The following is a 24,787-nucleotide window of genomic DNA, read 5'->3' as shown; positions in this document are numbered from 1 at the left end:
TTGATTTTTACAAGAGGTTAACAGCCGTTCGACTTCACCCAATAGTTACTTGACTGCTATCGACGCTGGTTGCCCCAGGGACTTTACTGGCAATTGCTACCATTTTATTTAAAGTCGCCTGATGGGAAACCCTGCCTTTTAGTACAACTTTACTGCCAGTTTGAGCGACCCACAATTTGTCCTCATCAGCTAAATCCGGTGTCTCGTCAAAAGCTAAAACTACTCGTTTAGCTAGGCCGCTTTCGTCGTATTTTCCGTCTAATCCGACTCTTTCGGGGGGAATACCGGCAGCAGCGGCCTTCCCTGCGATCGCACTAGCGGCATTGACCGGTTTATCTAAGCCAAAAATTCTTTTTAACCAATCCATTGCTAACACTCCTGATTGAGTTCTAAAACCCCAATTTCTTTAAGAGGGATTTGGTGGAAACGATGTGTCGATCTAATCCTAAACGATCGGGACTGACTCCCACCGCTAAAGCGACTAATTGGGAAAAATGTAATACAGGTAAACCTAAACTTCGACCGATCACTTTTGCCACTTCCGGTTGTCGGGAATCAAGATTAAGATGGCATAAAGGACAAGGGGTGACTAAACAATCGGCCCCGGCTGCCATGGCTTCTAAAATGTGTTTTCCTGCCATTTGGAACGATTGGGTGGTGGCATAACTGGACAGGGGCCAACCACAGCATTGAGTGCGTCCTTGATAATAAATCGGATTGGCCCCCAAGGTCCGAAAGACGTTTTCTAGAGATTCCGGCTGAAAAGGATTATCGTAGGGGAGAGTATCCTGGGCCCGCAGGAGATAACAACCATAAAAACCAGCACAATTTAAGCCTGATAAGGGACGAACCACCTTGGCCGCCAGATTATCTAAGCCATAATCGCCCACAATTGCCCAGAGTAGGTGCTTAACCGTCGTCGTACCTTGGTAGGGGGAACAATGTTCTTTCTGTAAATAATTATTAACTTCCTCAACATAATTGGGATTATTATGCTTTGCTTCCTTCAAGCGCTCATCCACATGACCGATCACTCCTTGACAGGTGCTACAGTGAGTCAACAGGGGTAAATTGAGGGCTTCCGCTAGGGCAATATTACGCGCATTGACGGCATCTTCCAACAGTTGCGAATCTTCCTTATAGGTTCCCGAACCACAACAGGCAGCTTTTTTGAGTTCGACTAAATTAATCCCCAAAGCTTCCGTCAGGGCTGCCGTGGATAAATATAGTTCCCGACAGGCACCTTGGGCGACACAACCGGGAAAATAAGCATACTGGAGATTTTTGACTGTCATGGATTCTAGGAAATTACTACTCATTACCTATCTACCATCTTGCCCTCCTTCCCCTCTGTCATCACTAAAGTCATGGAATTTCTTAATAGACAGTCTTTTGTGAGCTGCTCCCAACAAGTCCATGGTAGTTTGCCCCTAGAAATAATATCCAAAAAGGAGGAGAGCCATCTCAACAGTATAATGGCTCTCCTTGAGAAAAATTGTTGTCCTGAGGAGTCGGTTGGATAAATGGGAAGATAGCCAGCCAAGGGGTGATTCCCAGGTAAATTCAGAATTTAGCCGAGAAATTGCGACGAGAAACGCTATTTTGTCTGCTTACGCCGCTTGGGGGAGGGTGATAACAGCATCAAAGTCAGCACGGCTAGGGAAAATCGAGAGAACCCGATCGAGTTGGGTTAATTCAAAGATAATCTTGACTGAAGGTGGAATAGAACAGATATTGAAGGATTTATCTTGACTTTGAGCCAGACGAAAGGCGGTAACTAAAGCCATTAATCCCGCGCTGTCGAGGAATTCCACCCTACTCATATCCACGAGAAAAGTGATACAGCTATTCTGGTTCACCAGATTGGTGAGCTGCTCTTGAAATTCTAGGACGTTGGCGGCGGTAATATAGCCTTTTGGCTCAAATAGAGCAATTTCTGGGACTTTTACAGGGCTTTTCATGGCTGGGCTTTGAAATTCATAAATGAACCTTTTAACTGGAAATCAGATACCGCTATTATGTCCTAACTTTCTGATTTTGCAACCCCGGTCTGGATCAATTTTCTCTCTCCTGAAAAGATTAATCTTTTTTTAATCTTCGACCCTGTGGCAAAGAACCAGTTCTGGGTTAACCTTGGTATCTGGGGGTAAAAGGGAACAGTGATCAGGACTTACTGGGGTAAACATCAGGGGAAAGTCGTTAGGTTTAAGCTCTAATCCCGAATTACTGATGATGACCCAATATCCTACTGGTGTTTTTGCTGAAATAAAGTAAAGCAGGATACGGAAATTAGATTTATCGAACTAGAGTAAGAAAATCGTGGATACCAAGCCGACTATCCGCCAATTAGTGGAACAAGCCCTATATTATCGTCAAATCACGCCAGAAATCGAGAACGGAATTAATGAACTCCTCGCTCGTCTTGGTTACGTTTCCGATGTGGATTATGAGGCCCTAGAGTTACTCATGGATGAAATGGACGAGGGCCGGATTAATCTCGTTCCGCGTCGGTAACTTCAGTTATCAGTTATCAGTTATCAGTAGAGAAAGACATTGCTGCGATTTTTGTCAATTGTTTTCGCTCAAGAACGAACGCATCAATTAAGTATCTTACCAGATAAAGATTTGGTCGATTTAAGCCCCCCGATCGAACCAGACCAAGTAACGAAGAACCTCACTGGTACCAAATCCGTTTTTAATAGTGTGATTAACTCTCAAGTTATGAATTGTTTCTCCCCACACCCCACACCCTACACCCTACACCCCACACCCCACTATCCTATACTTTTTAAACAGGATTTAGTATGATTACTGATTACTGTTTACTGATGACTGAACAATCCGCCAAAACCCAATTTCCCCAAATTTCCCCAAATTAATATAATTAACTTCAGGCTTTCTCTTAACCTGATTTTTTCCATGATTCCTTTAACTCTTAATCTCTTGCAAGGTTCCGTTACTTTTCGTTTCAGTCCCAGTGCTGCTCTGGATTTGCAAAGGGAAATTAACATTTTACTCGATCGACTGAAAGCGATCGCCAGTAATGCCGCTAGTGGGGGTAAACCCCAACCCCAAAAACCGCTGGAATATCAGCACACTGGTGATGTATTTCTGGAAGTGTTTTGTAATCCCAATATTTATCCGAGTCCTTTTTCGGCTAAAGTTTTGTTAACGGTTCGTGACGATCGCCTACGCTTAACCACAGAAGCAGAATTAACCCGTGTGATCGAAGATTTAGAGCGTTATCTCGACCAAAATAGTTAGAAGCGGGGGATTTTTGGGGTTTCGACTTTCCTTGTCGTCCCACCTCTCCCCATCTGATTATTCTTCTCTAGCTTGCCATGTTACCGACCGATTTATTGATTTCCCGTCAAAATGGCGAGACAATTATTCCTAAACGCTTACCGCTCGCTGCCGATTATCTGGCGATCGCCAAAGAACAAATCACCTGTTTTCAGGAAAGTATCGGTGAAACGAAAGGAGAATTAAGCCAAAAACTCCTAATCTTAGAGGGAGACAGTCCCGATTATAAAATTAAACGGGGATTTGCTCACCTATTAACCAATCATTTTGCCACCTTTGAGATTATTAGTCCCTTAGAACCGCAGGAATTAAGAAAAAGAGTTTTTGAACAAGCGGCTAACTTTGTTCCTATTCCCCAAAATCGATCGCTAATTCTGGGAAAAATTGCCCAGCAACTCAGCCAAGAATTAAATCAAGAAATTTTTCCAGTAGCTCTAGAAAAAGGACTCTATGCTGATTTAGCGGAGAATAAAATTCTCACTCAATTTGATGCTCCCACCCCCGAAAACTTAATTCATCGTTTTAACCTCTCGCAAATTCAAGGTATTTTTTATCGGGCCAGTTATTTAATCATCAATGTCCACCGCAACGATCCGGGGGAATATAAATATCTCTTTCGCTATCTAAAACTATTTCGTTTAATGACTTATATCGAAGGGGATGCCGACACGGGATTTACTATTACTATCGATGGTCCCACCAGTTTATTTAAAGCTAATAGTCGTTATGGCATTGAAATCGCTAAATTAATTCCTGCCTTACTCCATGTGACTCACTGGAATTTGAAGGCACAATTACAGTATAAAGATTCCTATACAGGAACTATTAAAAAACAACAGTTCAATTTAGAGGATAACTGTGGTCTGGTCTCCCACTATTCCCCGGGTAAACCCTACGATAGTATGTTAGAGGAATCTTTCGCTAAACGTTGGTTACAGTTAAAAACTGAATGGCAACTAGAAAGGGAAGTGGATTTAGTGCCTTTACCCGGAGGAGTGATGATTCCCGATTTCCGTTTAGTGCATCCCGATGGTCGCGTTTTTCTCCTCGAAATTGTTGGTTATTGGCGACCAGAATACCTACAAAAAAAATTCTTGCAGGTCAAATCGGCCCAAGCAAATAATTTAATTTTAGCCGTATCGGAACGGTTAAATCTAGAAAAAGCTGGAGTTAAATTTCAAAATCTACCCGCTCAGGTTATCTGGTTTAAAGATAAATTATCACCCCAAGCAGTGTTAGAAGTTTTAAGTTAAAAGGTTAGGAAGCTAAAAGCGGAAGTATGATTTAATACTCCCGCTTTGGTTTAATCAGACTAGGTTAACCTTTTTGCTCAAGACCGGACAATGAGAGCTACATCATTGAGCAATGGCAGGATTGATGGACACTTTCACCACTTTATTTTTTTCTTCTTCCGCTTTCGGGAGGGTGAGATTGAGAATGCCATCTTTGTATTCAGCCGTCACGTTAGTGTTATCAACCTGAACTGGTAGAGGAATAACCCGATGGAATTTACCATAACGGAACTCAGTGCGGGTAAATCCTTCTTCTTCGGTTTTAATTTCCGATTTTCTTTCACCATTAATGGTCAGACTATCGGCTGTTACTTCCACGTTGAGGTCTTTGGCTTCCATACCAGGTATTTCCAGTTTAAGCTGAACTGCCTCTGGCGTTTCGGTAATTTCCGCCGCTGGGATGAAGGACAACCCCATTTTTTCGCCATTGCCTACATCAGTCGGCACGATACGGTCAAACAAGCGGTTCATTTCTTTTTGTAGGCTTTCTACTTCTCTGAAAGGTTCCCAACGTATAAGTGCCATATAAGTCACCTCCGAAGTTTTCTTAAGGCTAGAGATGTTGGTTTATCTCTACACTTTTAGGATAGATAAAAGATTCCCTGACTGGGGTAGGGTTTTCGGTATTGAGTTTTTCCAGATTCCCGTACTATCTCCTATACTAGGGTCTGCTGAAAAAGTTTTTCCTGGTGTGGGGTGTGGGGTGTGGGGTGTGGGGTGTTTTCTCAGTGAACTGATAACTGATAACTGATGACTGATAACTGATAACTGATAACTGATAACTGACTCCAACAACAAACTTTTTCAGCAAACCCTAATTGTTGTCTATTATTTTCATCGAAATAGAGCAATAACTCCTAAAATAACCCCTAGCAAGCCAATTAAGATGGCGAATATAACGGCTTTGCGATTTCTCTCTAGTTGGCGTGTTAAGTTTTTTCGTTCTTCCTGAAAACGATTCAGTCTGCGCTCAATTTCCTCTAACTTAATTTTTTGTTTCGAGTTCTTAGTCTCAAGATTTTGCAGATGAGATTTAAAAGTTTCTAAATCAGCTTGTATTGTATCTTTTTGCTTTTGCAAGGTTGTCTGAAATTCCTCTAATTTTTGATCATAGGATTCTACAATCTCAGAAATTTTTAAATAATTACTTTCAACAGCTAATAACTGTTCTAGCTTAACATCAAAACTATTAAACTTAGTTTGTAGTCGGTTAACTTGTTCTAATAAATCGATATATTTATTATCAATACTTTGTTCAAATAGCTTGCTTTCTTTCCTGAAAATTTTGTAAACGCTAAGATAATTATAATTAATTATTTTTCTGGGAATTAAGTTGTTCGCACCCGTTAATAAATATTTCGTTACATTATCAGAAATGGCGATTGATGATTTGAAAGTTTCTTCCATACTCTTATTGATCAAAAATGCTTGTTCATTGTAATCATCAAAGTTCGTTTTATTTAAATCATTAATTATACTAATAATACTATCTATAATTCTGTTAACTTGAGTGTATAATCTCAAATCGTTTATAAACATAAAGCTATGGCTAGGCATATTTTCTGATAAGAATTTCATGTTTTCAAGTATTGTTTTTAAATCTTTATCATTTTCTCCAAATTCATTTAAACAGTTTTGAAACATGAAAATATTGCTGTCTTTTATATTACTAACTATTGAAAAAAAAGAATCAATTTGATTTATATCTAAATGATGACTGAGGAGAGCAAAATGATAGTCTTTAAAGCAATTGTTGATTATATTTTTAGTGATGTCTTGACTGATTCGCCAAGTATCAGAATATAGGTCGTAGGAATAGATAACTATCGATTTTACTTCTGGGTAAAATTGTCGTAAAAAACTTAATAAACCAAGAGCTTCAGGTGCAGCACCCGCGCAAAATAAACAAACTTTGAGATGTTTTTTATCAAAAACTAGCTGCATCAAGCTGGGGTCTTTTTCTTGCAAGCTTTCCAAAACTCTATAAGTCATTTCTACATAATGAGGATAGTAAGCCAGTAAGTAAGCAGCCTGAGTGTTATAATTAGAATAATCTACACTTACATGATTAGTATGAAAACTACTTCTTAGTCGTTTAACATCAGGTTGCAAAGATTGTAAGTAAGATTTAATACTAAGACTTTTTCCCTGTAGTCTATTCAGATCAATTAAATTTTCGATAATTAAGTGGTATAAATTGTTAAGTTCGTTCATGGTTAGATAATATCCCTAAAAGTAAGATTAATTCTCGCAGAAATATTGTGATTAGTTTTGGGTAATTGATGTAACCAGTGGTGTTGAGTTGCTCCGCGCATGATTAGCAAACTACCTGATGTTAGCTCAAGATTGATAATATCTTCCTCCTGTTTATGTTTAAGTGAAAATTTTCTTGTGCTGCCAAAACTAACCGATGCAATAACTGGATTTTTGCCTAATTCTGGTTCATCATCACTATGCCAAGCGACGCTATCTCGACCATCTCGATAAAAATTCAGAAGCACGCTATTAAATTTCGTACCTGCTAGAGTTTCCGCTCTCTCTTTAATATATAATAAGGTATCTGTCCAAGCAAGAGGATTCATATTAATTCCTGAATAAGTATAGGATTTATCTGAATCGCCATACCAAGCAGTTAATCGAGGTAGAGGTAAGGTTTGCCCCATCATTTTTATATAATCCTGTCGCCAAGCTATCTCATTTTGCAAAATATTTAGCAAATATTCACTTTGTTTATCATTGAATATTTCTTGGTAAAAAATAACTTCACCGTCTCGATTAATTAATGTTTCTCCAATGGTTGATTCTAGAGGATTAATTTTGATAAATTCTCTAATTCCTTGCTGACGATAACGCCTAAACCATTTGTATAATGTGCTATAGCTATAATCTGAAAATTGAGCAAACTGTCTAATATTATCAGACTGAGATGTTTTAAAATCAATCAATGCTTGTATCGGCTGAGTTTTTTCTGCCTCTAGCAGATAGACTTTTAAAAGAGAGATAGATTCTTTGATATGCAAAGTTTTATATTTACTCATAGATAGGATAAAAAATTAAAACATTTTGATATTAATTATCTACTGATGAATAATTAAACTTTCTAAACTGGTTTGTAAATCTTGGGTTAATTGTGCTACGGCCGAGCGTCGATCGCTTTTATAATCGCCATAGCGCTCGGATACGGAAATAGGTTTACCAATAGTTATTATCGCTTTTTGTTGACCAATTTGGGGACGGAAAAAGGGATTACCTCCTTTAATTCTTGTCACTAAATCCCAGAGTAATAAAATTGTCTCTGCGAATCTTTCTACAGTGGGTTTTTCTTTGACATAATAACCAGTTACTGACACAAAACTTTCCACAATTCTCATGTGCCACATTTTTAAATTAGCTTCATCGGCCAGGCGATCAGCTAATCCTAATTCAAGGGGAGAAATAGAATGAGTGGGTTTTAATTCTTCCCGATAAATGCGTTCCCATCCTGCTTGTTCCAAACGACGACAGCGATCGATCACATTACCATTAGAAGAAACATTGAAATACTTTTCTACGGTTTGTAGGGCCACATCTAATAAATTGGCTAAACGTTTGGCTAGAGTTTCATTTGGATCATCACCATTGGCAGGCACTACTGGCAAAGATTGATAATAGAAATCTCGATAAAAATCCTCCATTAAGGATAATAATCTTTCTCCTAACCGAAAAAGACGCTCGTATAAAACCTTTTCTTTTGGGGATGAATTCGGAATTGGTTCTAAACCGCTATCGGTTTCTAAATTAGTTAAAATTTGCTCGATCTCTTGCCACACTGGAGTTAGATAAAAATACTGAATACCAATAGGTAAAATAATTACTTCTTGCTGTTGTTTAGCCTTTCTGACATCATCCACACCCCAAAAAGCCAATTGAGAAATACCCGGCTCAATAGCACTAACAAGCTCATTATGTCCGTTAGTTGCCCCTTCTGGAGCGGCGGCTAAAGGATAATCTCCTTCTAATAATAAACGACGAGCCGAACGCAATCCGATTAAATCGGCTTTTCCCCGTTGAATTGGTGTGCCACCTAACTTAGAATATAACCATCCTACCCTTTCTCCAGCCCATAAAGGAATCCCTCGATCGTACATAAAATGAGCGTGAATCGGTGCTGGTAATTTTATTCCTAACTCTTTGGCTTTTTTGGGTACTAATTTCCACAAAAGATAGGCCATACAGTAGGGGTCGTTAATACTGGGATGACGAAAAGCAAGCAGTAAACGGACTTTTTTCTCTTGACTTTTTTGATAAAATGTGATTAAAGTTTCTAGATTGGCGGCGGAAATTTCCCTTAAATTGGTTTGAGTTTGTAACCAGAGAGGTAAAAAGATTTGACATCCCCTTAAAAGCAAGGGATTAAGGTCAGGGGGGATAAATTCGAGGGGGGGTTGCGCGCCTAAAGATAGATTAGACATATAAGTAGTCGTGCCAAATAAATTTCCTAGTTGAGACAGTTATCAGTTATCAGTTATCAGTTATCAGTTATCAGATTTCAGTTTTCAGTTCACTGTTTACTGTTTAAGGAAGAATAAAAGAAAACTCTGATCAATAATTACCCACTGTCCAAAAGGTAATCACAGCAGCAAACAGGTGTCGAGCTAGATTTCAAATACACTGGGATTGCAGGCTCCCTCAACCGTGAAAGGAGAAATTAACCGACTTTGAACGAGGAGGAACAGGAGCAGTTTACCTCCTCACCTAAACAAATACAGCTATACTATAGCTCTATCCCCATTTCTCGCAAACGAGCCGCCAGCTGTTGAGAACGCTGTCTCTCCGCTTCCAGAGCTTGCTGAGTAGCATTTAATTGCTCCTGTGCCGCGGCTGCTTGCTCCTGTGCCGCGGCTGCTTGCTCCTGGGCTGCTTCTTCTGGCAAGGGGATTAAATTGCCTTCTGGGTCATAAAATCTCGCCCAAATTGCCGTTTCTCGGTCAATAGTCCCCTGCCAAGTTCCCAACCAATAGCCTAAGCTTTCGCACCATAACCAGCCGCGCTCGTTTCGTTCTAAAGAATGGTAGCGTTGGTCGGCCCCTAAATGCCATCCTTGTAAAGAATTGCCATCGAAAGGATCGTAGATGAAATAATCTGGCGTGCGGAAGGTTCCCTCATAAATGGCTTTTTTTCGGACTTTATCGGTTTTGGCGGTACTAGGAGAGGTTAATTCCACAATAACGTCGGGATAACGTCCCTCTTCTTCCCAAATTACCCAACCCTGTCGCTCTCTCTTGCCATCGACATTGAGGACGGCGAAGAAATCGGGCCCGCGAAAATCGCGATTTTTCACCTGTTCGCGGCTGAAATAAATAAACATATTGCCACCGGTGTAGAAGTCGTCTCGCTCGCCGTAACCCTGCTGTAGGGAGCGAATCAAGACATTCATGGCAATGCGGTGTCGGTTGCTTTCCAAGGGTTCACCATCATCAAAAATTAAGTCTGTGGGGGGTGGGGGTGGTTCCCAAAAGTCCTCGAAATCTTCTTCTATCGGTGCCGGAGAGGTGGCAGTTTCGTCGCTTTTGGCAATCGTCATTTTTTCGGCCTCTCTAGGTGGGAGTGTCCAGATTTTTGCTGATTATTGATCCTATGTTACATCAGAATTTAGGAGTGAGGAGATAGATTTTAGGAGTTGAGAAAATTATCTTGGCTTAACAATGATCAAAACTTTTCTTCTGGATGGGTTACATTGGGCTAACAGGCCCGACTAATATCCCTAAGCTAACCAAAAAACTTGGCTTTATCTTTAACTAATTTTGTCCCGATTCCGGCGGCAATGACTTCGGAGAGAATGCTAATTAAACGATAGATAGCAACGGTGACAAGTACGTTAGCGGCGGGAAAGTTTTCTGCGTCTAAAAGTGCGATCACTGTGGCTTCAAAAACTCCTAATCCCCCCGGCGCTCCGGGGACAACTAACCCCAATAACCAAGCAAAACTAAAGGTTCCTAAGAGGGGTAAAATCTGAGCGGGGGCAATCATTTTTAACACCATTCCAGCCAAAATAAAACCCGCACCGCGCCACAATAAAAATCCAGTTTCACCCAGGAGAGGGACGAGAGGATATTTAGTTAGATAAACAGGTTCTTGAGCAATCTTTTTCTTTTGGCTAAGGATTTTGAGAGGATAATTTAAAAATTTGGGATGAATGCCGATTAAAATTAATCCTAAAACTAATATCTGTATCCCTAGACTTGAGCTAGATTTCATCCAACCTAAACCACTACCAATTACTGCTATGGCTAAGGCCGCACATACCAGTAATAAAAGTTCTAATAAAACGCTTAAACTAGCTGTTCCCCAATCACTTCCTGCTTTATTAATTGCCACGATGCGAGCATAAAAATGACCGATATTACCGGGTAGATATTTTCCTAAATTGGTAATCATATAGATGCCAATTCCTGCGGAGGTTTTAATCGGTTGTTGATAGCTTTTGAGTATCCATGTCCACACCCATCCTGCCCAAATTTGAGCAATAACCGTGGTTACAAGTGCCAAGAAAAGAAATAACCAGCCATGATTTTCAATTCTAACTGAGGTGACGTTATCCCAGTTATTTTTAAGGTTACTGAGAACGAAAAATAAGGTTCCCCCAATAATTAGCCAACGTAGAAACTTTTTCAGCATTTCGTTTTTTCCTTTATTCATTTTCTGGAGGCAACCAATCGAGAGCGAGCAGATTTTCTAAACTGTAGGGACATTCTCCAGGAAAACTAACTTGATTATCGGGTTTTTCTCTAACATAATTTAAGGCTTTCTGGTAAATACGAGGTAATTCTTGACTGAGATAATTACGGAGATTATTAGTTAAATAAGTATCGATCTGGTTTTTGAAATTGACAATTTCTGAGCGCCAATGAGAACGATTATATGTTCTTTCATCTTGCCAAAATTGTAGCAGTAAAAAATGTCTAATAATTTGCTCTAACAAACTAGCAACACGAAACTTTTTTTCGTTTTCCAAATCTTCTAACTCCTCGATTAAATTGTCTAAATCTAAAGCGTCAAAATTTTTAGCCTTGAGCAGCTCTATAGTTTCTTCTAACCAGAGAGAATCATCAATTTCGCAGAGAGTTTTTAAGTCGGGAATAACAGTCATTATCATCTCCTTTATTCGTATGGTGGTAGCCAATTGGGATCGAGAAGTTCTTCTAAACTGTAGGGACAAGTATCGGGAAAGTTGACTTTATTATCAGTTTTTTGACGAACATATCGCACGGAATCAAAGTAAATTTGCTCAAATTCCTGTTCTAGATATTTACGAAGATTTGTGGTTAAATAACGTTTTAGTTGATCTTTAAAACTAACTATCTCTGCTTGCCAATGAGCCTGATTATATTCTCTTTCCCTTGTCCAAAATTGCAGTAACAAAGCATGACGAATAATTTGCTGTAAAAAACTAGCAACACGAAACTTTTTTTCGTTACCCAAATCTTCTAACTCCTCGATTAAATTATCTAAATCTAAAGCGTCAAATCTCTTCGCTTTTAAGAGTTCGATAGTTTCTTCCAACCAGAGGGAATCATCAATCTCGTAGAGAGTTTTTAAGTCGGGAATAACAGTCATTATCATCTCCTTTATTCGTAAGGTGGTAGCCAATTGGGATCGAGAAGTTCTTCTAAACTGTAGGGACAAGTATCGGGGAAAGTAACTTTATTCTTTGTCTTTTTCCGCACAAAGAAAACTGCATCTTCATAAATGTTAGTTAATTCATTTTGTAAATAATTACGGAGATTAGTGGTTAAGCGTCTTTTTAGCTGAATTTGAAAGTTGACTATTTCTAACTCCCAGTGATCCTGATTATATGCTCTTTCCTTTGTCCAAAACTGTAGGAGTAAAAAATGTCTAATAATTTGCTCTAATAAACTAGCAACACGAAACTTTTTTTCGTTTCCCAAATCTTCTAACTCCTCGATTAAATTTTCTAAGTCTAAAGCGTCAAATTTTTTAGCCTTGAGCAGTTCTATAGTTTCTTCTAACCAGAGAGAATCATCAATTTCGTAGAGAGTTTTTAAGTCGGGAATAACAGTCATTGTTAATCTCCTTTATTCGTAAGGTGGTAGCCAATTAGGATCGAGAAGTTCTTCTAAACTGTAGGGACAAATATCAGGAAAGTTGACTTTATTATCAGTTTTTTTACGAACGTATTGCAGGGACTCAAAGTAAATTTGCTCAAATTCCTGTTCTAGATATTTGCGAAGATTTGTGGTTAAATAGCGCTTTAACTGATATTGAAAACTTATTATCTCTGCTTGCCAATGAGCCTGATTATATTCTCTTTCCCTTGTCCAAAATTGTAATAATAAACAATGTCTAATAATTTGCTGTAAAAAACTAGCAACACGAAACTTTTTCTCGTTTCCCAAATCTTCTAACTCCTCGATTAAGTTTTCTAAATCTAAATCTTCATATCTTCTATTCTTCAAGAGTTCAATGGTTTCTTCTAACCAGAGGGAATCATCAATTTCGTAGAGAGTTTTTAAGTCGGGAATAACAGTCATTATCATCTCCTTTATTCGTAAGTTGGTAGCCAATTAGGATCGAGAATTTCTTCTAAACTGTAGGGACAAGTATTGGGAAAGTTGACTTGATTGTTGGTCTTTTTTCTCACATAACGGAGTGCCTTCTGATAAATATTATCAAATTCTTGTTCTAAATATTTCCGTAAACTTGCCGTTAGGTAGGTATTTAATTGATCTTGAAAATTTACCAGTTCTGCTTGCCAATGACTTTGATTATATTCTCTTTCCCTTGGCCAAAATTGTAATAATAAACAATGTCTAATAATTTGCTGTAAAAAACTAGCAATACGAAACTTTTTTTCGTTACCCAAATCTTCTAACTCCTCGATTAAATTCTCTAAATCTAAAGCGTCAAATTTTTTCGCTTTCAAGAGTTCGATGGTTTCTTCTAACCAGAGAGAATCATCAATTTCGTAGAGAGTTTTAAAGTCGGGAATAACAGTCATTTTTTATCTCCCCTACAATAGGCAATAGTGACCGGTTAAATCGATCACTAGAGCTTTTTTACTGTTTATATACTAGATAATTTTAGCGGCGCGCAGACCGAAAAAGAGACCGAGGGCAATTCCGGTAAAAACGATCAGATAACCCGCTAAAGCAGCAACAGCTAACACAGACATGGTGAAAATCTCCCAAGTAATTTAATCTTTTTTAGCATTGTACCGTTATTCTTGCCCTTCCCCTTCCTCGTCTTCCGGATCTTCCCCAAAGCGCTGCTGGGGGGGAATTGCGGCGACAATTGCCTCGATTACCTTGCCGACTGGAACAATTTCTAAGCCCACATCTTCGGGATAAACTTGACCTCTGGGGACAATCGCCCGTTTAAAGCCCAATTTCGCCGCTTCTTTTAATCTTAGTTCCATTTGCGACACTAAGCGGACTTGTCCGCCTAATCCCACTTCCCCGATTAAAACTGTGCGCGGATCCACGACTCGATCGCGAAAACTGGCGACAACAGCGATCGCAACTCCCAGATCCGCCGCCGGTTCTTCCACTCCCAACCCTCCTGCGGAGGCAACATAGGCATCTAATTTCGATAAAGGAATGCCGACGCGCTTTTCTAAAACGGCGAGAATTTGCTGTAATCGGTTGTATTCTATGCCAGTAGTCGATCTTCGCGGGGAAGCATAGCTGGTAGGGCTAACCAATGCCTGTAACTCCACCACAATCGGGCGTGTACCTTCACAGGCTACCACCGTCGCCGTACCCGGGGAAAATTCGTCGCGATTGCCTAAAAACAATTCTGAGGGGTTTTCCACTTCCACCAAACCGTGATCCACCATCTCGAAAATACCGATCTCATGGGTTGCCCCAAAACGGTTTTTCACGGATCTTAAGAGACGATGGGAGGCATAGCGATCGCCTTCAAAATATAACACTGTATCGACCAAATGTTCCAAAACTCGCGGACCAGCGATCGCCCCTTCTTTGGTAACATGACCGACAATTAATAAAGTAATATTCTCCCGTTTTGCCACCTGCATCAAGGCGGAGGTACATTCGCGAACTTGGGCGACGGATCCCGGCGCGGAAGTTAAGGCCCCAAAATAAAGAGTTTGAATACTGTCAATTACCGCCACTTGTGGGCGTAGAGATTCTAATTCTCGCAAAATTTCCTCTAAATCGGTTTCTGGCAAAACGTAGAGATGATTATCGAGTTCTGCGGTTGATTCGGAGGCTTTTTTCTCCTTGCCATTGCCGTTATTTTCCGACTCCACGGCAACCACTCCCACCCCCAAACGGGCAGCCCGCAGTTTAATCTGTTGTCCCGATTCCTCGGCGGAAACGTAGAGGATGCGCGGTAATCTTTGGGCGAGTTGGTTGGTAACTTGCAGTAAAAGCGTCGATTTGCCGATACCCGGATCGCCGCCAATTAGTACAAGAGAACCGGGGACAATGCCACCACCGAGAACGCGATCAAATTCCCCGTACCCAGAGGGAAAACGTTCCTGTTCATACTGGGTAATTTCCGAGAAGCGCACCGAGATGCGCGGCTGCGGGTTGCGTTGTCCTTTGCCGTTATTTGGGCGACTATTTTGCCATCCTGGGCGATTTACCGCCTGATTATTGCCACCAGCTACCACTTGTTCTTCTAAAGTCCCGTAGGTGTCACAACTGGGGCATTTTCCCAACCATTGGGGAGATTCCGCCCCACAAGCACTACAGATATATATTGTTCGCGATTTCGCCATGTTTTTTAAGAAAAGTTAAAGAAAAGCGGTTTGAGGATCAATTCTCTTGTCAAATTTAGTTAAGTATGATATGGGGGGAGGGGGACAATAAAGTTATTGATAATTGCCATAAAAGAAATAAAATAGGAAATTCAGGCTTAATGATAACGGCCAAAGGATATTCTATAAACAGGAACGCTCGTTATTTAACTTTAAAATTCATCACACTATTTAACTAAGGAGTGTTAATTCAGTTGGAGAACCAGAAGGAAAAAATTCTCGTTGTTGATGATGAAGCCAGCATCCGTCGTATCTTAGAGACTCGTTTGTCGATGATTGGTTATGAAGTCGTCACCGCCGCCGACGGCGAGGAAGCTTTAGAAACCTTCCGCACTGCCGAACCCGATTTAGTGGTTTTGGATGTGATGATGCCGAAATTAGACGGTTACGGTGTCTGTCAGGAACTCCGCAAAGAATCGGATATTCCTATCATTATGTTAACCGCTTTGGGGGATGTGGCCGATCGAATTACCGGACTAGAATTGGGTGCCGATGACTATGTGGTTAAACCCTTTTCTCCCAAAGAACTCGAGGCGCGGATTCGTTCGGTGTTGCGTCGGGTAGAGAAAAATGGCGCTCCAGGGATTCCTAGTTCCGGTGTGATTCATATCGGTTCAATTAAAATCGATACCAATAAACGCCAAGTTTATAAGGGGGATGAACGCATCCGTCTGACTGGTATGGAATTTAGTTTACTGGAATTATTGGTTAGTCGATCGGGAGAAGCTTTTTCCCGCTCGGAAATCCTTCAGGAAGTTTGGGGTTATACCCCCGAACGTCATGTGGATACGCGGGTGGTAGATGTGCATATTTCCCGTTTACGAGCCAAATTAGAGGATGATCCCAGCAATCCTGAGTTAATTCTCACCGCTAGAGGTACAGGCTATCTTTTCCAGCGGATTTTAGAACTAGACGAGGAATAGTTCTCAGCTATGGCACCAGCTGATCCCAATCGTATTTTAAGACTGTTACCCCTGTTCGCCGGCATCGTCGGGGGTACGGTATTAATGTTTAATCGTTTTGCCACTGCCGATTTAACCCCATCGCAAGCGCGTTCCGATGTGATGGGAGTGATTTTGAGTGGGGTTTTAATTTTGGTGGGTTTAATCTGGCAAAGAGTTCAACCTCGCTTACCGGATGCTGTGGAATTAATCGGGCGCGAAGGCCTGGAATTTGCCCCAGATTTGCCAGAACCGGTTAAAATTGAGCTTGCTTGGGCCTCCCATTTACTTTTAACTAACACCGTGACAAAATCTCTGATCGTTTATTATCGGGGAGAAGTTTTATTACGTCGCGGTATCTTAAGCCAGAATTCTGAAGTTAAAGTTAGTAATATTATCAAAAGAGTTTTAGAAACTGGTAAAGCCGTTTATTTAGTTAATTTAAATTTATATCCCGCTAAAATCGAGTTTGACTATTTGCCAGAAAACACCCAAGGCTTAATCTGTCAACCCATCGGTAAGGAAGGGGTGTTAATTTTGGCGGCAAATGCACCGCGCAGTTACACTAAACAAGATGAAATTTGGATCGAGGGAATTGCTGATAAATTAGCCGACACTTTCAGTCAGTTTTAGACGATTTCAGTAAGATTTAAGAATTTGGTTAAGATGAGAGTAAACAGTTAGCGATCGACCTGTAGCTACAGCAGTTATCTCAATGGTGAGATAGCTATACTTTGCCGGCGGCGATCGAAGCTTTTAAAAATCGTTAACTGATAGTTAGGGGTCGAGAAGGTCATCACCCCCATCCCCTCCCATAAAGAACCTACCCGTGCATAGTTTTCGGACTTTATTGAAATTAGGTGATAGAGTTGTCTAAGTTGGGCTTCCGTCGGTTGCATTTAGTCATTATCGGCTTGATTTTAGATTATTGTTCATTTTTAGCATCATTAACTGAAAGTCACTTCCCTAACCTATTTAGGGTTTGCTGAATAAAGGTGAAATGTAGGCAAGGTAAGGGTTTTGTGGCTTTTCTCGCGAAACAGGTGCAAGATTTTGAGAGAATCGTGCTTCAAAACCTTGCGTCTTCATCGGCCCGCGTCCTGTAGGGGCGAAGCATTCGGATAAAAAATCTACGGTTTCACCGATAGGTTATTGCCCGAATGCTTCGCCCGTACTTTGTCAGCAAACCCTATTTAGCATCAGTTTAACCCATTTTTCAAGAATCTAGGCTAGAATATGAAGACAAGACGCATTGCTCTGGGTTAATCTACTCTGTAGAAGCTAAGAAGGTAATCAAAATGGCTAAATATTCGCCTCTTATCCATGTATCTCCTGAAACTATGAGTGGTGTTCCTGTTTTTTCAGGTACTAGAGTTCCGATACAAACACTTTTTGATTATCTTAAAGCAGGAGAATCAATTGATGATTTTTTAGAGGGTTTTCCGACGGTAACAAGAGAACGAGTTATTAGCTTACTTGCAGAATTTGAAAAAGAGCTTATTGATAGGGTAGCGTGAAATGAGGCTTCTTTTAGATGAATGTATTGACCGAAGATTAATGAGGGAGTTTACAGGTTATAATATCAAAACTGTTCCGCAAATGGGATGGACTGGGATCAAGAATGGTCAACTGTTAGGTTTAGCTTCACAAGAATTTGATATTTTTATTACAGTGGATAAGAATTTGCCGTTTGAGCAAAATTTACCGCAGTTTAATCTAGCTATTATTATTTTACAATCACAATCAAATCGTTTGGCTGATTTAAAGCCTTTGGTCCCTAAAGTTTTAGAAGTTTTGGCAACAGTAACAAAAGGAACAGCAACAGTAGTAAGTTTATAACAACCTATTTAAAATGAATTTAAGCCATTTTTCAAGAGTCTGGGCTAAGATATTAAGGCTACCGACTTGGGAAGATTATTCCAAGAACTATCCCTAGGAAGATAAACACAATAAATCCAATCAAAAATGCAGGTATTGGCTCACCCATAATAGCCAACAAGGTAGCTAAAGCTATGCAAAAACATAAGTTTAAGACATTCAAGATCAATAGTATGGCATAGAACGAGTTAGTTAGGACGCTTTCAATTTTCAAACTCTTATCGGTCAAGGGTTTCAGCGATTAATTGTCCTAACCACCCCGCTCTTTGCTATAGTTTATTTTTCATTTTTCCCTTAAACCTAAATCGTCTAATGGCGATAGGGTTTTCTCTTGCATCCCCAGAGACATGAAAAGTGAAGTATTGCGAGAAGTTCTGTTGACCAGATGTCTAGAATCTTAAATAACAGTCGCACTACTCTCTTCTAAAACAATACGGCCCGCCATATGTACATTTTCAGCAGTCATAAATTTTTCCATCTTTACCACGCACTATATAATAAGTACATTTGCTCTCTGGTCCTGTTGATGGAGCAATATACACCGGGTCTACAGGTTGCTGTACCAACAAAATAGTTTCGGTATTAGCAAAAGTTTGATTTGCTCACTTATTGATAATCTGGTTTTTGACCACACGGGAAAGCATCTCGATACATTGCAATTAGGGATTTTAAAGAACGTTTTTGATGGTCAGAAATATGCAAAAATAGCAGAAAAATATAATTGTTCTGAAGGTCATGCCAGAGATAAAGCCTATGAACTTTGGCGCATTCTTTCGGAAGTGTTAGGGGAAGAATTAAATAAATCAACTGTTCGATCAGCAATTGAAAGATTTATTACCACGAGTAGTACCAATAACATAGTAAATTCTGTAAAAATTGATCAGGTTACTTTTTGTCATAACCCTTCTAATAATCGAGAAATAGAAAATTATCATATTTATAAAACTGAAAACAATGTTATTAAAGCAAAACTAGAAACTGTTCCCAAACTAATAGGATTAGGATTAACGATCGAACAAATTGCTCAAGCTCTTGATTTAGATATACAATTAATTTTAGATAGTCTCAAACCAGAGTAACTTTGATAACTTTATCAAGATATGGATGTCAAGCTGCTTTGATACAGAATTGACAAGGATAGGGAAATGGGGTCCTTTTGGATTTGGTGGGTAAAATGTATTCTAAGATACAGTCTTGCGGGCGAGGGAGTGGAAGGAACCACAGAGACACAGAGGACACAAAGATCGATCGCTACTATATAAGTTAAACTTATCACACAAAGTTGAGAAGAGCCTTATTTTCGCTTGATCGCTCCAGCATTTATGCTAAATTTACCTCGCCCACTTCAGTCTGTTAAACTCAACTGTTCATAGCTCTGAAAATTTCACGAACAGAGATTTTTTCGAGCCAACAATTTATAAAAAAGTTGTCTAGTCGTAATTCCTGTAATTCAATTACAGCTGCTATTAATTTCCAGCAGGGAGCTTCTCCTTCCCAATTTGCCGAAGAGATCCAAGGCAGACTAAGACTGACGGTAACAAAACAGTTTTGCTGAGGTTGATAGCCTGTATTTAATTTCTCGACAAATACGGGATCAGTTATCTTTGCTTCTGTCAAACTGTTACCATTCGCTGTTGTAATTGTGCCACGCCACTCAAAATTTCCTTTTGAATTTTCTTTTTGATATACTCTAAAACTCTGCACTTGAATCAACTGGAGAGTATAACGTTGATTGAAATTAAGGTTTTTCAAATAAGAAGGATTAACATATTTAATTGAATTGTGCAGTATTTTTGTTGGGGTTCTACAATACTTTCCCAAATCATTGATATTGAATCTACCTACACATTTCCACTCACCGGGTAAAACGGAAAGATTTTCCGATTCAAACCCAAAATCATTGCCAGTATCAGCAAGGGGAATTTCGAGAATATCTAAAACTTTTGGTTCTTTACCAGAAATTAGTCTAACTGCTCGTGGAACCCTGCCATCTTCTGGATAAAGAGAATCACACACAGGACGAACCCAATTTCCTGAACCAATATCAATTCCAGCGATACAGCGTTCATTTAATTTCCATGAATTAGCAAGACAGACAATTTTTTTCAGAGATGACATATATTGACATTCCCCCATTTATCCTTTAAATATTCCGCCACTAAACGACGGTGACAATTATGAGGTTTTGCCTCACTACAGAGTAAACAAGCGTTATTAATTACATCTGGAGAAACTTTTGTTTCAATCCTCCGGCTACTAATAAGTTGTCTAAATTTTTGTTCGTATATTGTCCAATCAACTTTTTTCTTTTTATATTCATCAAGAATATCTTGAGTTGGAGCTAAGTCTAAAACATGAACATAGTCAATGCCACCGATGACTTTTAAAAAATATTCTAGGTCAGCTTTTTTACTAAATCCTGCTAATTGGGAAACATTATTTAAACGAGTATCTATAACTCTCTTAACACCAGCTTTTTGTAAGTCATCAAAGAACTTCTGTGCAGTCTTTTGAGTAAAGCCGATTGTAAAGAGATTGATTGTCCTGTTCATCATAATTACCACTTGTTTCTATATAAGCAATTGCATCACCCTGAAGCTTATAAGCTTTCTCCAAACATTCTGCTTTTGTGAGAATATTGCTATTTGGCTCGACAAATAAAGAAAGCTGAATTTCTTTTTGACTACTTGCTGAAAAATCTGTCAAACTATGTTTAAACAGCATTCTTTCTTCCAGATGGTCATGAGATTCCAAGTCACCATTTTTGAGAATATGATAAATATCTAAATCGCAATGACGTAGATGTTGACAAACCAGAATCGCTCTATGACATTCAATCGGGTCTTTCTCCGCACACATAAGGGCAATTCGATGTTTTTTCACTCCCTGTAAAATTCGTTCAATTCCATGATTAAAAGCTGATGTTTTCGCAATTTTTTCGTATAAAGCCTTACCATTGACATAACATTCTTCGCTGCTCGGTCTGGCTCCTAATTCCTTGCCCAAAAACACATAGTAAATGCCTTCACTTTTTAAAGCATTTGACAATATTGACTGATTAAAATGCTTGAGAAATCGGCTATAAGGATGAGAACGAACATCAGCAAGGGCAGTTATATTATGCTTCTTAAGTAGAAGCATAAATGAGGCAATTTCGTGATTAGAGTGACCGATGGTGAATAACTGCATCAATATTATTATTCCTTCGATGAAAGCCTACAATAATCATTGTAGATCAACGATTGCCTAGAGAGGGGAACAGGCCATCGGGCCAGAAATGACTCTATAGGCAGAATATCCCAACTTCTAACCCTGGTTATCGGTCAGGGGTCGATGTTTCTCGATCAAATCGATCGCCTGGGTGACACTTTCCGGGAAAATTACCACTAAACCACCCTCGGAAACCGTGCTTAAAGCCTTCTCTAAAGCTTCCGTTTCATCGAGAATAACTTCTGGACGCAAACTGGCATTTTCTTGGCTAATTCCCCGGAGAATTAAATCGGCCACTTCTCCCCGGCGGCGACCGCGAGTATCGTTATCTTCCTTAACAATAATCCGATCGAACATAAGCGCCGATAATTTCCCTAATAAAATTAAATCATCATCGCGTCGATCGCCAGGTCCGCCGACCACGCCGACTTTTTCCCCGGACCAATTGCCGACAAAACCGCCGACGGCTTCGTATCCGGCTGGATTATGGGCATAATCGATTAAAGCGTGATGGTGTCCCAAGTCAAACAGGTTCATCCTGCCGGGGGTCTGGGCGACGGAAGGTTTAAAAGTCCGCACCCCTTGGCGAATTAACTCGATATCGATCCCCTGCACAAAAGTGGCTAAACAGGCGGCCAGGGCGTTAGCAATCATAAAAGGAGCCATTCCCTGCATAGTCACGGGAATATTAACCGCTTCCTCGATTCTCAGCGTCCATTCTCCCTCTAGAATCGACAGATAGCCATTCTCATAGATGGCGGCCATGCCACCGCGACGGATATGGTCGTGAATAATCGGGTTATCGGGACTCATGGAAAAATAAGCCACTCTTCCCTTGACTTTTTCGGCCATACTAGCGGTCAAGGGGTCATCGGCATTTAAAACCGCGTAACCCTCGGCGCTAACCACCTCGGCCACAACGCTCTTTACCTTCGCCATTTGTTCGATGGTGTCGATATCACCGATACCCAAATGGTCGGCGGCCACATTTAACACCACTCCCACATCGCACTGATTAAAGGCTAAACCCGATCGCAGGATACCACCCCGGGCCGTTTCTAATACAGCAATCTCTACTGTGGGATCCTTCAAAATCATACTGGCACTGTAGGGACCGGTGTTATCGCCCTTTTCTACCAGATAATCATCGATATATACGCCGTCCGTCGTGGTAAATCCGACTACTTTCCCCGTTTGTCGGCAAATATGAGAAATTAAGCGGCTAGTGGTGGTTTTGCCGTTAGTTCCCGTAATTGCCAGAATCGGCACGCGGCTGGGAGTCCCAGGGGGGAATAACATATCGATAACCGGGGCGGCGATATTGCGGGGTAAACCGCGACTAGGGGCGACGTGCATCCGAAAACCGGGGGCAGCGTTGACTTCTACGATCACCCCATCTACTTCTCGCAGGGGTTTGCGGATATCCTCTGTCACCACATCGATCCCGGCAATGTCTAAACCGATTAATTTTGCCACTCTTTGGGCGATCCAGACGTTTTCGGGGTGAATTTCGTCGGTACGATCCACGGCGATGCCGCCGGTGCTTAAATTAGCCGTGGCCCGCAGATAGGCGATCTCTCCGTGGGCTAAAATGCTGGTTAATTCATAGCCCTGTTTCCCTAGCACATTAAGGGCGGTTTTGTCAATAGTTATTTTAGTTAAAACGTTGGCGTGACCCTCGCCCCGGTTGGGATCCCGATTAGTAATCTCGATTAATTCTTCTATAGTTGAGCGCCCATCACCGACGACGTGAGCGGGGATCCGTTCGGACACGGCGGCGACTTTGCCATTTATGACTAAAATTCGGTGATCACTGCCTTTATAGTATCTTTCTACGATCACGCTGCGGGTTTTTGAGGCGGCACTGGCCAGATCATAGGCTTCCTCTGCTTCCTGTTGATTTTTAACATCGATGCTGATGCCCCGGCCGTGGTTGCCATCGAGGGGTTTAATCACGATGGGAAACCCTCCCACTTCCTCGATTGCCTCGGGCAACTCATCCAAGTATTGAATCACCGTACCCCGGGGGACGGGAATGCCGGCATCCTTGAGGATAGTTTTCGTGCCTTCCTTGTCACAGGCCAACTCAACGGCTAAAATCCCCGAAAAACTGCTTAAAGTGGCTTGAATGCGCTTTTGGTGAACACCATAGCCCAATTGCACCATGGAACGAGCGCTCAGGAGTAACCAAGGGATATTTCTAGCCTGTGCTTCTTTAACGATGGTTTCGGTACTCGGACCGAGGGAGGCATTATTGCATAAATCGCGTAAATCGGCTAAATCTTGGGCCAATTCTTCCTTAGAATAGGTTCCCGTGTCGACAATCGATTGACACAAACGCACGGCAGCCCGACCCGCATAACGTCCCGCTTGCTCGTCAACGTACTCAAAGACGACGTTATAGACTCCTGGGGTGGAGGTGCTTCTAGTGCGACCAAAACCGACGGGAGTTCCTGCCAATTCCTGCAATTCTAGGGCGATGTGTTCGATAATGTGGCCCATATAGGTCCCGGTGCGGACTCGTTCAAAGAAACCGCCGCGATAACCGGGGGAGCAGTAATGTTCGACTAAACTGGGGAGAACGTCGATTAATCCCTCGTAAAAGCCAGGAATTTCATTCGATGGCTTTTCTGCGAGATCTTCGAGATCTAGACGCATAACAATGAGCTTGTCGCGACGAATACTCCAGTAGTTGGGACCGCGCAGGGTTTGGGTTCTGAGAATTTTCATCGAAAAAATGGGTCTGAAACCCCGCCCTTTAGCGATAGCGGAGGGCGGCTTTATACAAGTTAGTGAGAAACAATTAAACCGTTAGAACGACGAATTAACTGAATCTTGCTAACAGCTATCTGTCCCAATCGTTGACCATTGGTATCGCTTACAGATAGCTGTTTTTCGGTATCTCCACTGACATAACCAATTCCTTTGGGAGAAGAAACTAAATCTCCTTTACGGAACCCATGTCTTGTAATAGAGCCACCATATTTACGTCGTTTACCACCCTTAGAAAAAACCATCAGGTGAAGTTGACGACGACTAATAGGAGGACGTTTGATGACAGCGAAAGGAGCGTTTGTTACTTTAACATAACCCTTCCAATCATATCCATGTCCATTAGAAGTATGGAATGGCAAATAATCTAAAAATTGAAAACAGGCAAGAGCAATTCCATCGTTAGCATGACTTTCTGGTGATTGTTCTGCTTTATTTTTAGACTTTTCTAGTCGCAAATGTTTTCTGAGATTAGAGGTTTGCCAACCAAAGCGAGTATGGACTGTTGCCAATTGAGACAGTTGCTCAATAGCCCATTTTTGTCCAACCATAACCGGCGAGAAACCTTTTCCAGACTTAGCTCCTTTTCTACCGGAAGTTAGATCAAT

29 protein-coding genes and 1 pseudogene are annotated in these 24,787 nt (G+C 40.8%); 8 read left to right on the top strand and 22 right to left on the bottom strand.

The features are described from left to right. Nucleotides 1–34: 34 nt before the first annotated feature. The 3 genes from MICAI_RS19725 to MICAI_RS19715 form a co-directional block, all read right to left on the bottom strand. Nucleotides 35–367, bottom strand: a complete 333-nt coding sequence (locus MICAI_RS19725; RefSeq protein ID WP_008206333.1) for a phospholipid-binding protein — start codon at nucleotides 365–367, stop codon at nucleotides 35–37. A gap of 22 nt (nucleotides 368–389) precedes the next feature. Beyond that, nucleotides 390–1,319 (bottom strand): CoB--CoM heterodisulfide reductase iron-sulfur subunit B family protein, encoded by a 930-nt coding sequence (locus MICAI_RS19720; RefSeq protein ID WP_008206332.1) that lies wholly within the window; start codon nucleotides 1,317–1,319, stop codon nucleotides 390–392. Nucleotides 1,320–1,610: 291 nt separating this feature from the next. Beyond that, complete coding sequence (locus tag MICAI_RS19715) at nucleotides 1,611–1,961, bottom strand: STAS domain-containing protein (protein WP_008206330.1); 351 nt, start codon at nucleotides 1,959–1,961, stop codon at nucleotides 1,611–1,613. Between the two features lie 358 nt (nucleotides 1,962–2,319). Here MICAI_RS19715 and MICAI_RS19710 point away from each other — a divergent pair, with 358 nt between their 5' ends. The 3 genes from MICAI_RS19710 to MICAI_RS19695 all read left to right on the top strand — a co-directional run bounded on the left by MICAI_RS19710 (nucleotide 2,320) and on the right by MICAI_RS19695 (nucleotide 4,556). Beyond that, a complete protein-coding gene (locus MICAI_RS19710) occupies nucleotides 2,320–2,514 on the top strand; it encodes a hypothetical protein (RefSeq protein WP_008206328.1) in 195 nt (64 codons plus the stop codon). A gap of 405 nt (nucleotides 2,515–2,919) precedes the next feature. Continuing rightward, on the top strand, nucleotides 2,920–3,264 hold the full coding sequence (locus MICAI_RS19700) for a hypothetical protein (RefSeq protein ID WP_008206324.1): 345 nt from the start codon (nucleotides 2,920–2,922) through the stop codon (nucleotides 3,262–3,264). 77 nt (nucleotides 3,265–3,341) lie between these two features. Further along, a complete protein-coding gene (locus MICAI_RS19695) occupies nucleotides 3,342–4,556 on the top strand; it encodes a DUF790 family protein (RefSeq protein ID WP_008206323.1) in 1,215 nt (404 codons plus the stop codon). A 102-nt stretch (nucleotides 4,557–4,658) separates the two neighbouring features. Here MICAI_RS19695 and MICAI_RS19690 read toward each other — a convergent pair whose 3' ends face one another. From MICAI_RS19690 to radA, 13 genes are all read right to left on the bottom strand, one after another. Beyond that, complete coding sequence (locus MICAI_RS19690; protein WP_008206322.1) at nucleotides 4,659–5,120, bottom strand: Hsp20/alpha crystallin family protein; 462 nt, start codon at nucleotides 5,118–5,120, stop codon at nucleotides 4,659–4,661. A gap of 309 nt (nucleotides 5,121–5,429) precedes the next feature. Beyond that, nucleotides 5,430–6,809 (bottom strand): hypothetical protein, encoded by a 1,380-nt coding sequence (locus tag MICAI_RS19680; RefSeq protein ID WP_008206321.1) that lies wholly within the window; start codon nucleotides 6,807–6,809, stop codon nucleotides 5,430–5,432. Nucleotides 6,810–6,811: 2 nt separating this feature from the next. Beyond that, entirely contained in the window at nucleotides 6,812–7,633 is an 822-nt protein-coding gene (locus tag MICAI_RS19675; RefSeq protein ID WP_008206320.1) for an alpha-ketoglutarate-dependent dioxygenase AlkB, read from the bottom strand. A gap of 39 nt (nucleotides 7,634–7,672) precedes the next feature. Next, entirely contained in the window at nucleotides 7,673–9,046 is a 1,374-nt protein-coding gene (locus tag MICAI_RS19670) for a 1-acyl-sn-glycerol-3-phosphate acyltransferase (RefSeq protein WP_008206318.1), read from the bottom strand. A 302-nt stretch (nucleotides 9,047–9,348) separates the two neighbouring features. Continuing rightward, the gene (locus MICAI_RS19665; RefSeq protein WP_008206315.1) at nucleotides 9,349–10,158 is read right to left on the bottom strand and encodes a Uma2 family endonuclease; all 810 of its coding nucleotides are present in this window, start codon (nucleotides 10,156–10,158) and stop codon (nucleotides 9,349–9,351) included. Between the two features lie 185 nt (nucleotides 10,159–10,343). Next, on the bottom strand, nucleotides 10,344–11,273 hold the full coding sequence (locus MICAI_RS19660; protein WP_008206313.1) for a lysylphosphatidylglycerol synthase transmembrane domain-containing protein: 930 nt from the start codon (nucleotides 11,271–11,273) through the stop codon (nucleotides 10,344–10,346). Beyond that, on the bottom strand, nucleotides 11,266–11,724 hold the full coding sequence (locus tag MICAI_RS19655; RefSeq protein ID WP_008206310.1) for a DUF29 domain-containing protein: 459 nt from the start codon (nucleotides 11,722–11,724) through the stop codon (nucleotides 11,266–11,268). Before MICAI_RS19655 ends, MICAI_RS19660 begins: the two co-directional genes overlap by 8 nt. 11 nt (nucleotides 11,725–11,735) lie before the next feature. Next, nucleotides 11,736–12,191: a DUF29 domain-containing protein gene (locus MICAI_RS19650; protein WP_008206308.1), complete on the bottom strand. Its 456-nt coding sequence runs from the start codon at nucleotides 12,189–12,191 to the stop codon at nucleotides 11,736–11,738. An 11-nt stretch (nucleotides 12,192–12,202) separates the two neighbouring features. Then, entirely contained in the window at nucleotides 12,203–12,658 is a 456-nt protein-coding gene (locus tag MICAI_RS19645) for a DUF29 domain-containing protein (protein ID WP_008206307.1), read from the bottom strand. Between the two features lie 12 nt (nucleotides 12,659–12,670). Continuing rightward, nucleotides 12,671–13,126 carry a DUF29 domain-containing protein gene (locus tag MICAI_RS19640; protein WP_008206305.1) on the bottom strand — a complete coding sequence of 152 codons (456 nt, stop codon included), beginning with the start codon at nucleotides 13,124–13,126 and terminating at the stop codon, nucleotides 12,671–12,673. 11 nt (nucleotides 13,127–13,137) lie between these two features. Further along, nucleotides 13,138–13,593 (bottom strand): DUF29 domain-containing protein, encoded by a 456-nt coding sequence (locus tag MICAI_RS19635; RefSeq protein ID WP_008206303.1) that lies wholly within the window; start codon nucleotides 13,591–13,593, stop codon nucleotides 13,138–13,140. Between the two features lie 72 nt (nucleotides 13,594–13,665). After that, the gene (gene petL, locus MICAI_RS19630) at nucleotides 13,666–13,767 is read right to left on the bottom strand and encodes a cytochrome b6-f complex subunit PetL (protein WP_002791324.1); all 102 of its coding nucleotides are present in this window, start codon (nucleotides 13,765–13,767) and stop codon (nucleotides 13,666–13,668) included. A gap of 45 nt (nucleotides 13,768–13,812) precedes the next feature. Continuing rightward, entirely contained in the window at nucleotides 13,813–15,339 is a 1,527-nt protein-coding gene (gene radA / locus MICAI_RS19625) for a DNA repair protein RadA (RefSeq protein WP_008206299.1), read from the bottom strand. A gap of 233 nt (nucleotides 15,340–15,572) precedes the next feature. On the opposite strand from radA, the gene rpaB reads away from it, so the two are divergent. From rpaB to MICAI_RS19600, 5 genes are all read left to right on the top strand, one after another. Continuing rightward, on the top strand, nucleotides 15,573–16,301 hold the full coding sequence (rpaB, locus tag MICAI_RS19620; protein WP_002734727.1) for a response regulator transcription factor RpaB: 729 nt from the start codon (nucleotides 15,573–15,575) through the stop codon (nucleotides 16,299–16,301). Between the two features lie 9 nt (nucleotides 16,302–16,310). Next, nucleotides 16,311–16,952 (top strand): cofactor assembly of complex C subunit B, encoded by a 642-nt coding sequence (locus MICAI_RS19615; protein ID WP_008206296.1) that lies wholly within the window; start codon nucleotides 16,311–16,313, stop codon nucleotides 16,950–16,952. Nucleotides 16,953–17,617: 665 nt separating this feature from the next. After that, nucleotides 17,618–17,836 (top strand): DUF433 domain-containing protein, encoded by a 219-nt coding sequence (locus tag MICAI_RS19610; RefSeq protein ID WP_002746174.1) that lies wholly within the window; start codon nucleotides 17,618–17,620, stop codon nucleotides 17,834–17,836. A gap of 1 nt (nucleotide 17,837) precedes the next feature. Beyond that, nucleotides 17,838–18,158 (top strand): DUF5615 family PIN-like protein, encoded by a 321-nt coding sequence (locus MICAI_RS19605; protein WP_002781446.1) that lies wholly within the window; start codon nucleotides 17,838–17,840, stop codon nucleotides 18,156–18,158. A gap of 632 nt (nucleotides 18,159–18,790) precedes the next feature. Beyond that, entirely contained in the window at nucleotides 18,791–19,276 is a 486-nt protein-coding gene (locus MICAI_RS19600; RefSeq protein WP_232306242.1) for a hypothetical protein, read from the top strand. Between the two features lie 14 nt (nucleotides 19,277–19,290). Here MICAI_RS19600 and MICAI_RS27385 read toward each other — a convergent pair whose 3' ends face one another. From MICAI_RS27385 to MICAI_RS19575, 6 genes and pseudogenes are all read right to left on the bottom strand, one after another. Then, complete coding sequence (locus MICAI_RS27385; RefSeq protein ID WP_232306241.1) at nucleotides 19,291–19,473, bottom strand: hypothetical protein; 183 nt, start codon at nucleotides 19,471–19,473, stop codon at nucleotides 19,291–19,293. 83 nt (nucleotides 19,474–19,556) lie between these two features. After that, nucleotides 19,557–20,315: a dual OB domain-containing protein gene (locus MICAI_RS19595; RefSeq protein ID WP_232306240.1), complete on the bottom strand. Its 759-nt coding sequence runs from the start codon at nucleotides 20,313–20,315 to the stop codon at nucleotides 19,557–19,559. Then, nucleotides 20,303–20,749, bottom strand: coding sequence for a DUF488 domain-containing protein (locus tag MICAI_RS19590; RefSeq protein WP_008206271.1), 447 nt, complete (start codon nucleotides 20,747–20,749; stop codon nucleotides 20,303–20,305). The genes MICAI_RS19595 and MICAI_RS19590 overlap by 13 nt, the downstream gene beginning before the upstream one ends. Then, entirely contained in the window at nucleotides 20,685–21,386 is a 702-nt protein-coding gene (locus MICAI_RS19585; protein WP_002794879.1) for a DUF488 domain-containing protein, read from the bottom strand. Before MICAI_RS19585 ends, MICAI_RS19590 begins: the two co-directional genes overlap by 65 nt. Before the next feature lie 117 nt (nucleotides 21,387–21,503). Continuing rightward, nucleotides 21,504–24,137 (bottom strand): cyanophycin synthetase, encoded by a 2,634-nt coding sequence (cphA, locus tag MICAI_RS19580; protein WP_008206266.1) that lies wholly within the window; start codon nucleotides 24,135–24,137, stop codon nucleotides 21,504–21,506. A 59-nt stretch (nucleotides 24,138–24,196) separates the two neighbouring features. Then, nucleotides 24,197–24,787: pseudogene (locus tag MICAI_RS19575) on the bottom strand (hypothetical protein); the annotation flags it as partial.

The organism is Microcystis sp. T1-4 (genome assembly GCF_000297435.1).
Classification (GTDB): Bacteria; Cyanobacteriota; Cyanobacteriia; order Cyanobacteriales; family Microcystaceae; genus Microcystis.
Note: the sequence above shows the minus strand (reverse complement) of the source record. Positions and strands in the feature narration are given on the sequence as shown.

Excerpts from the sequence above, each read along its gene's own strand:
- MICAI_RS19610 (WP_002746174.1), top strand. The coding sequence starts at position 17,618 with ATGGCTAAATATTCGCCTCTTATCCATGTATCTCCTGAAACTATGAGT.
- MICAI_RS19655 (WP_008206310.1), bottom strand. The coding sequence starts at position 11,724 with ATGACTGTTATTCCCGACTTAAAAACTCTCTGCGAAATTGATGATTCT.
- MICAI_RS19585 (WP_002794879.1), bottom strand. The coding sequence starts at position 21,386 with ATGCAGTTATTCACCATCGGTCACTCTAATCACGAAATTGCCTCATTT.
- MICAI_RS19670 (WP_008206318.1), bottom strand. The coding sequence starts at position 9,046 with ATGTCTAATCTATCTTTAGGCGCGCAACCCCCCCTCGAATTTATCCCC.
- MICAI_RS19645 (WP_008206307.1), bottom strand. The coding sequence starts at position 12,658 with ATGACTGTTATTCCCGACTTAAAAACTCTCTACGAAATTGATGATTCT.
- MICAI_RS19660 (WP_008206313.1), bottom strand. The coding sequence starts at position 11,273 with ATGAATAAAGGAAAAAACGAAATGCTGAAAAAGTTTCTACGTTGGCTA.
- MICAI_RS19690 (WP_008206322.1), bottom strand. The coding sequence starts at position 5,120 with ATGGCACTTATACGTTGGGAACCTTTCAGAGAAGTAGAAAGCCTACAA.
- MICAI_RS19715 (WP_008206330.1), bottom strand. The coding sequence starts at position 1,961 with ATGAAAAGCCCTGTAAAAGTCCCAGAAATTGCTCTATTTGAGCCAAAA.
- MICAI_RS19680 (WP_008206321.1), bottom strand. The coding sequence starts at position 6,809 with ATGAACGAACTTAACAATTTATACCACTTAATTATCGAAAATTTAATT.
- MICAI_RS19615 (WP_008206296.1), top strand. The coding sequence starts at position 16,311 with ATGGCACCAGCTGATCCCAATCGTATTTTAAGACTGTTACCCCTGTTC.
- petL (WP_002791324.1), bottom strand. The coding sequence starts at position 13,767 with ATGTCTGTGTTAGCTGTTGCTGCTTTAGCGGGTTATCTGATCGTTTTT.
- MICAI_RS19595 (WP_232306240.1), bottom strand. The coding sequence starts at position 20,315 with ATGTCATCTCTGAAAAAAATTGTCTGTCTTGCTAATTCATGGAAATTA.
- MICAI_RS19700 (WP_008206324.1), top strand. The coding sequence starts at position 2,920 with ATGATTCCTTTAACTCTTAATCTCTTGCAAGGTTCCGTTACTTTTCGT.
- MICAI_RS19665 (WP_008206315.1), bottom strand. The coding sequence starts at position 10,158 with ATGACGATTGCCAAAAGCGACGAAACTGCCACCTCTCCGGCACCGATA.
- MICAI_RS19590 (WP_008206271.1), bottom strand. The coding sequence starts at position 20,749 with ATGAACAGGACAATCAATCTCTTTACAATCGGCTTTACTCAAAAGACT.
- MICAI_RS19640 (WP_008206305.1), bottom strand. The coding sequence starts at position 13,126 with ATGACTGTTATTCCCGACTTAAAAACTCTCTACGAAATTGATGATTCC.
- MICAI_RS19635 (WP_008206303.1), bottom strand. The coding sequence starts at position 13,593 with ATGACTGTTATTCCCGACTTTAAAACTCTCTACGAAATTGATGATTCT.
- MICAI_RS19650 (WP_008206308.1), bottom strand. The coding sequence starts at position 12,191 with ATGACTGTTATTCCCGACTTAAAAACTCTCTACGAGATTGATGATTCC.
- MICAI_RS19695 (WP_008206323.1), top strand. The coding sequence starts at position 3,342 with ATGTTACCGACCGATTTATTGATTTCCCGTCAAAATGGCGAGACAATT.
- MICAI_RS19725 (WP_008206333.1), bottom strand. The coding sequence starts at position 367 with ATGGATTGGTTAAAAAGAATTTTTGGCTTAGATAAACCGGTCAATGCC.
- cphA (WP_008206266.1), bottom strand. The coding sequence starts at position 24,137 with ATGAAAATTCTCAGAACCCAAACCCTGCGCGGTCCCAACTACTGGAGT.
- radA (WP_008206299.1), bottom strand. The coding sequence starts at position 15,339 with ATGGCGAAATCGCGAACAATATATATCTGTAGTGCTTGTGGGGCGGAA.
- MICAI_RS19675 (WP_008206320.1), bottom strand. The coding sequence starts at position 7,633 with ATGAGTAAATATAAAACTTTGCATATCAAAGAATCTATCTCTCTTTTA.
- MICAI_RS19720 (WP_008206332.1), bottom strand. The coding sequence starts at position 1,319 with ATGAGTAGTAATTTCCTAGAATCCATGACAGTCAAAAATCTCCAGTAT.
- MICAI_RS19605 (WP_002781446.1), top strand. The coding sequence starts at position 17,838 with ATGAGGCTTCTTTTAGATGAATGTATTGACCGAAGATTAATGAGGGAG.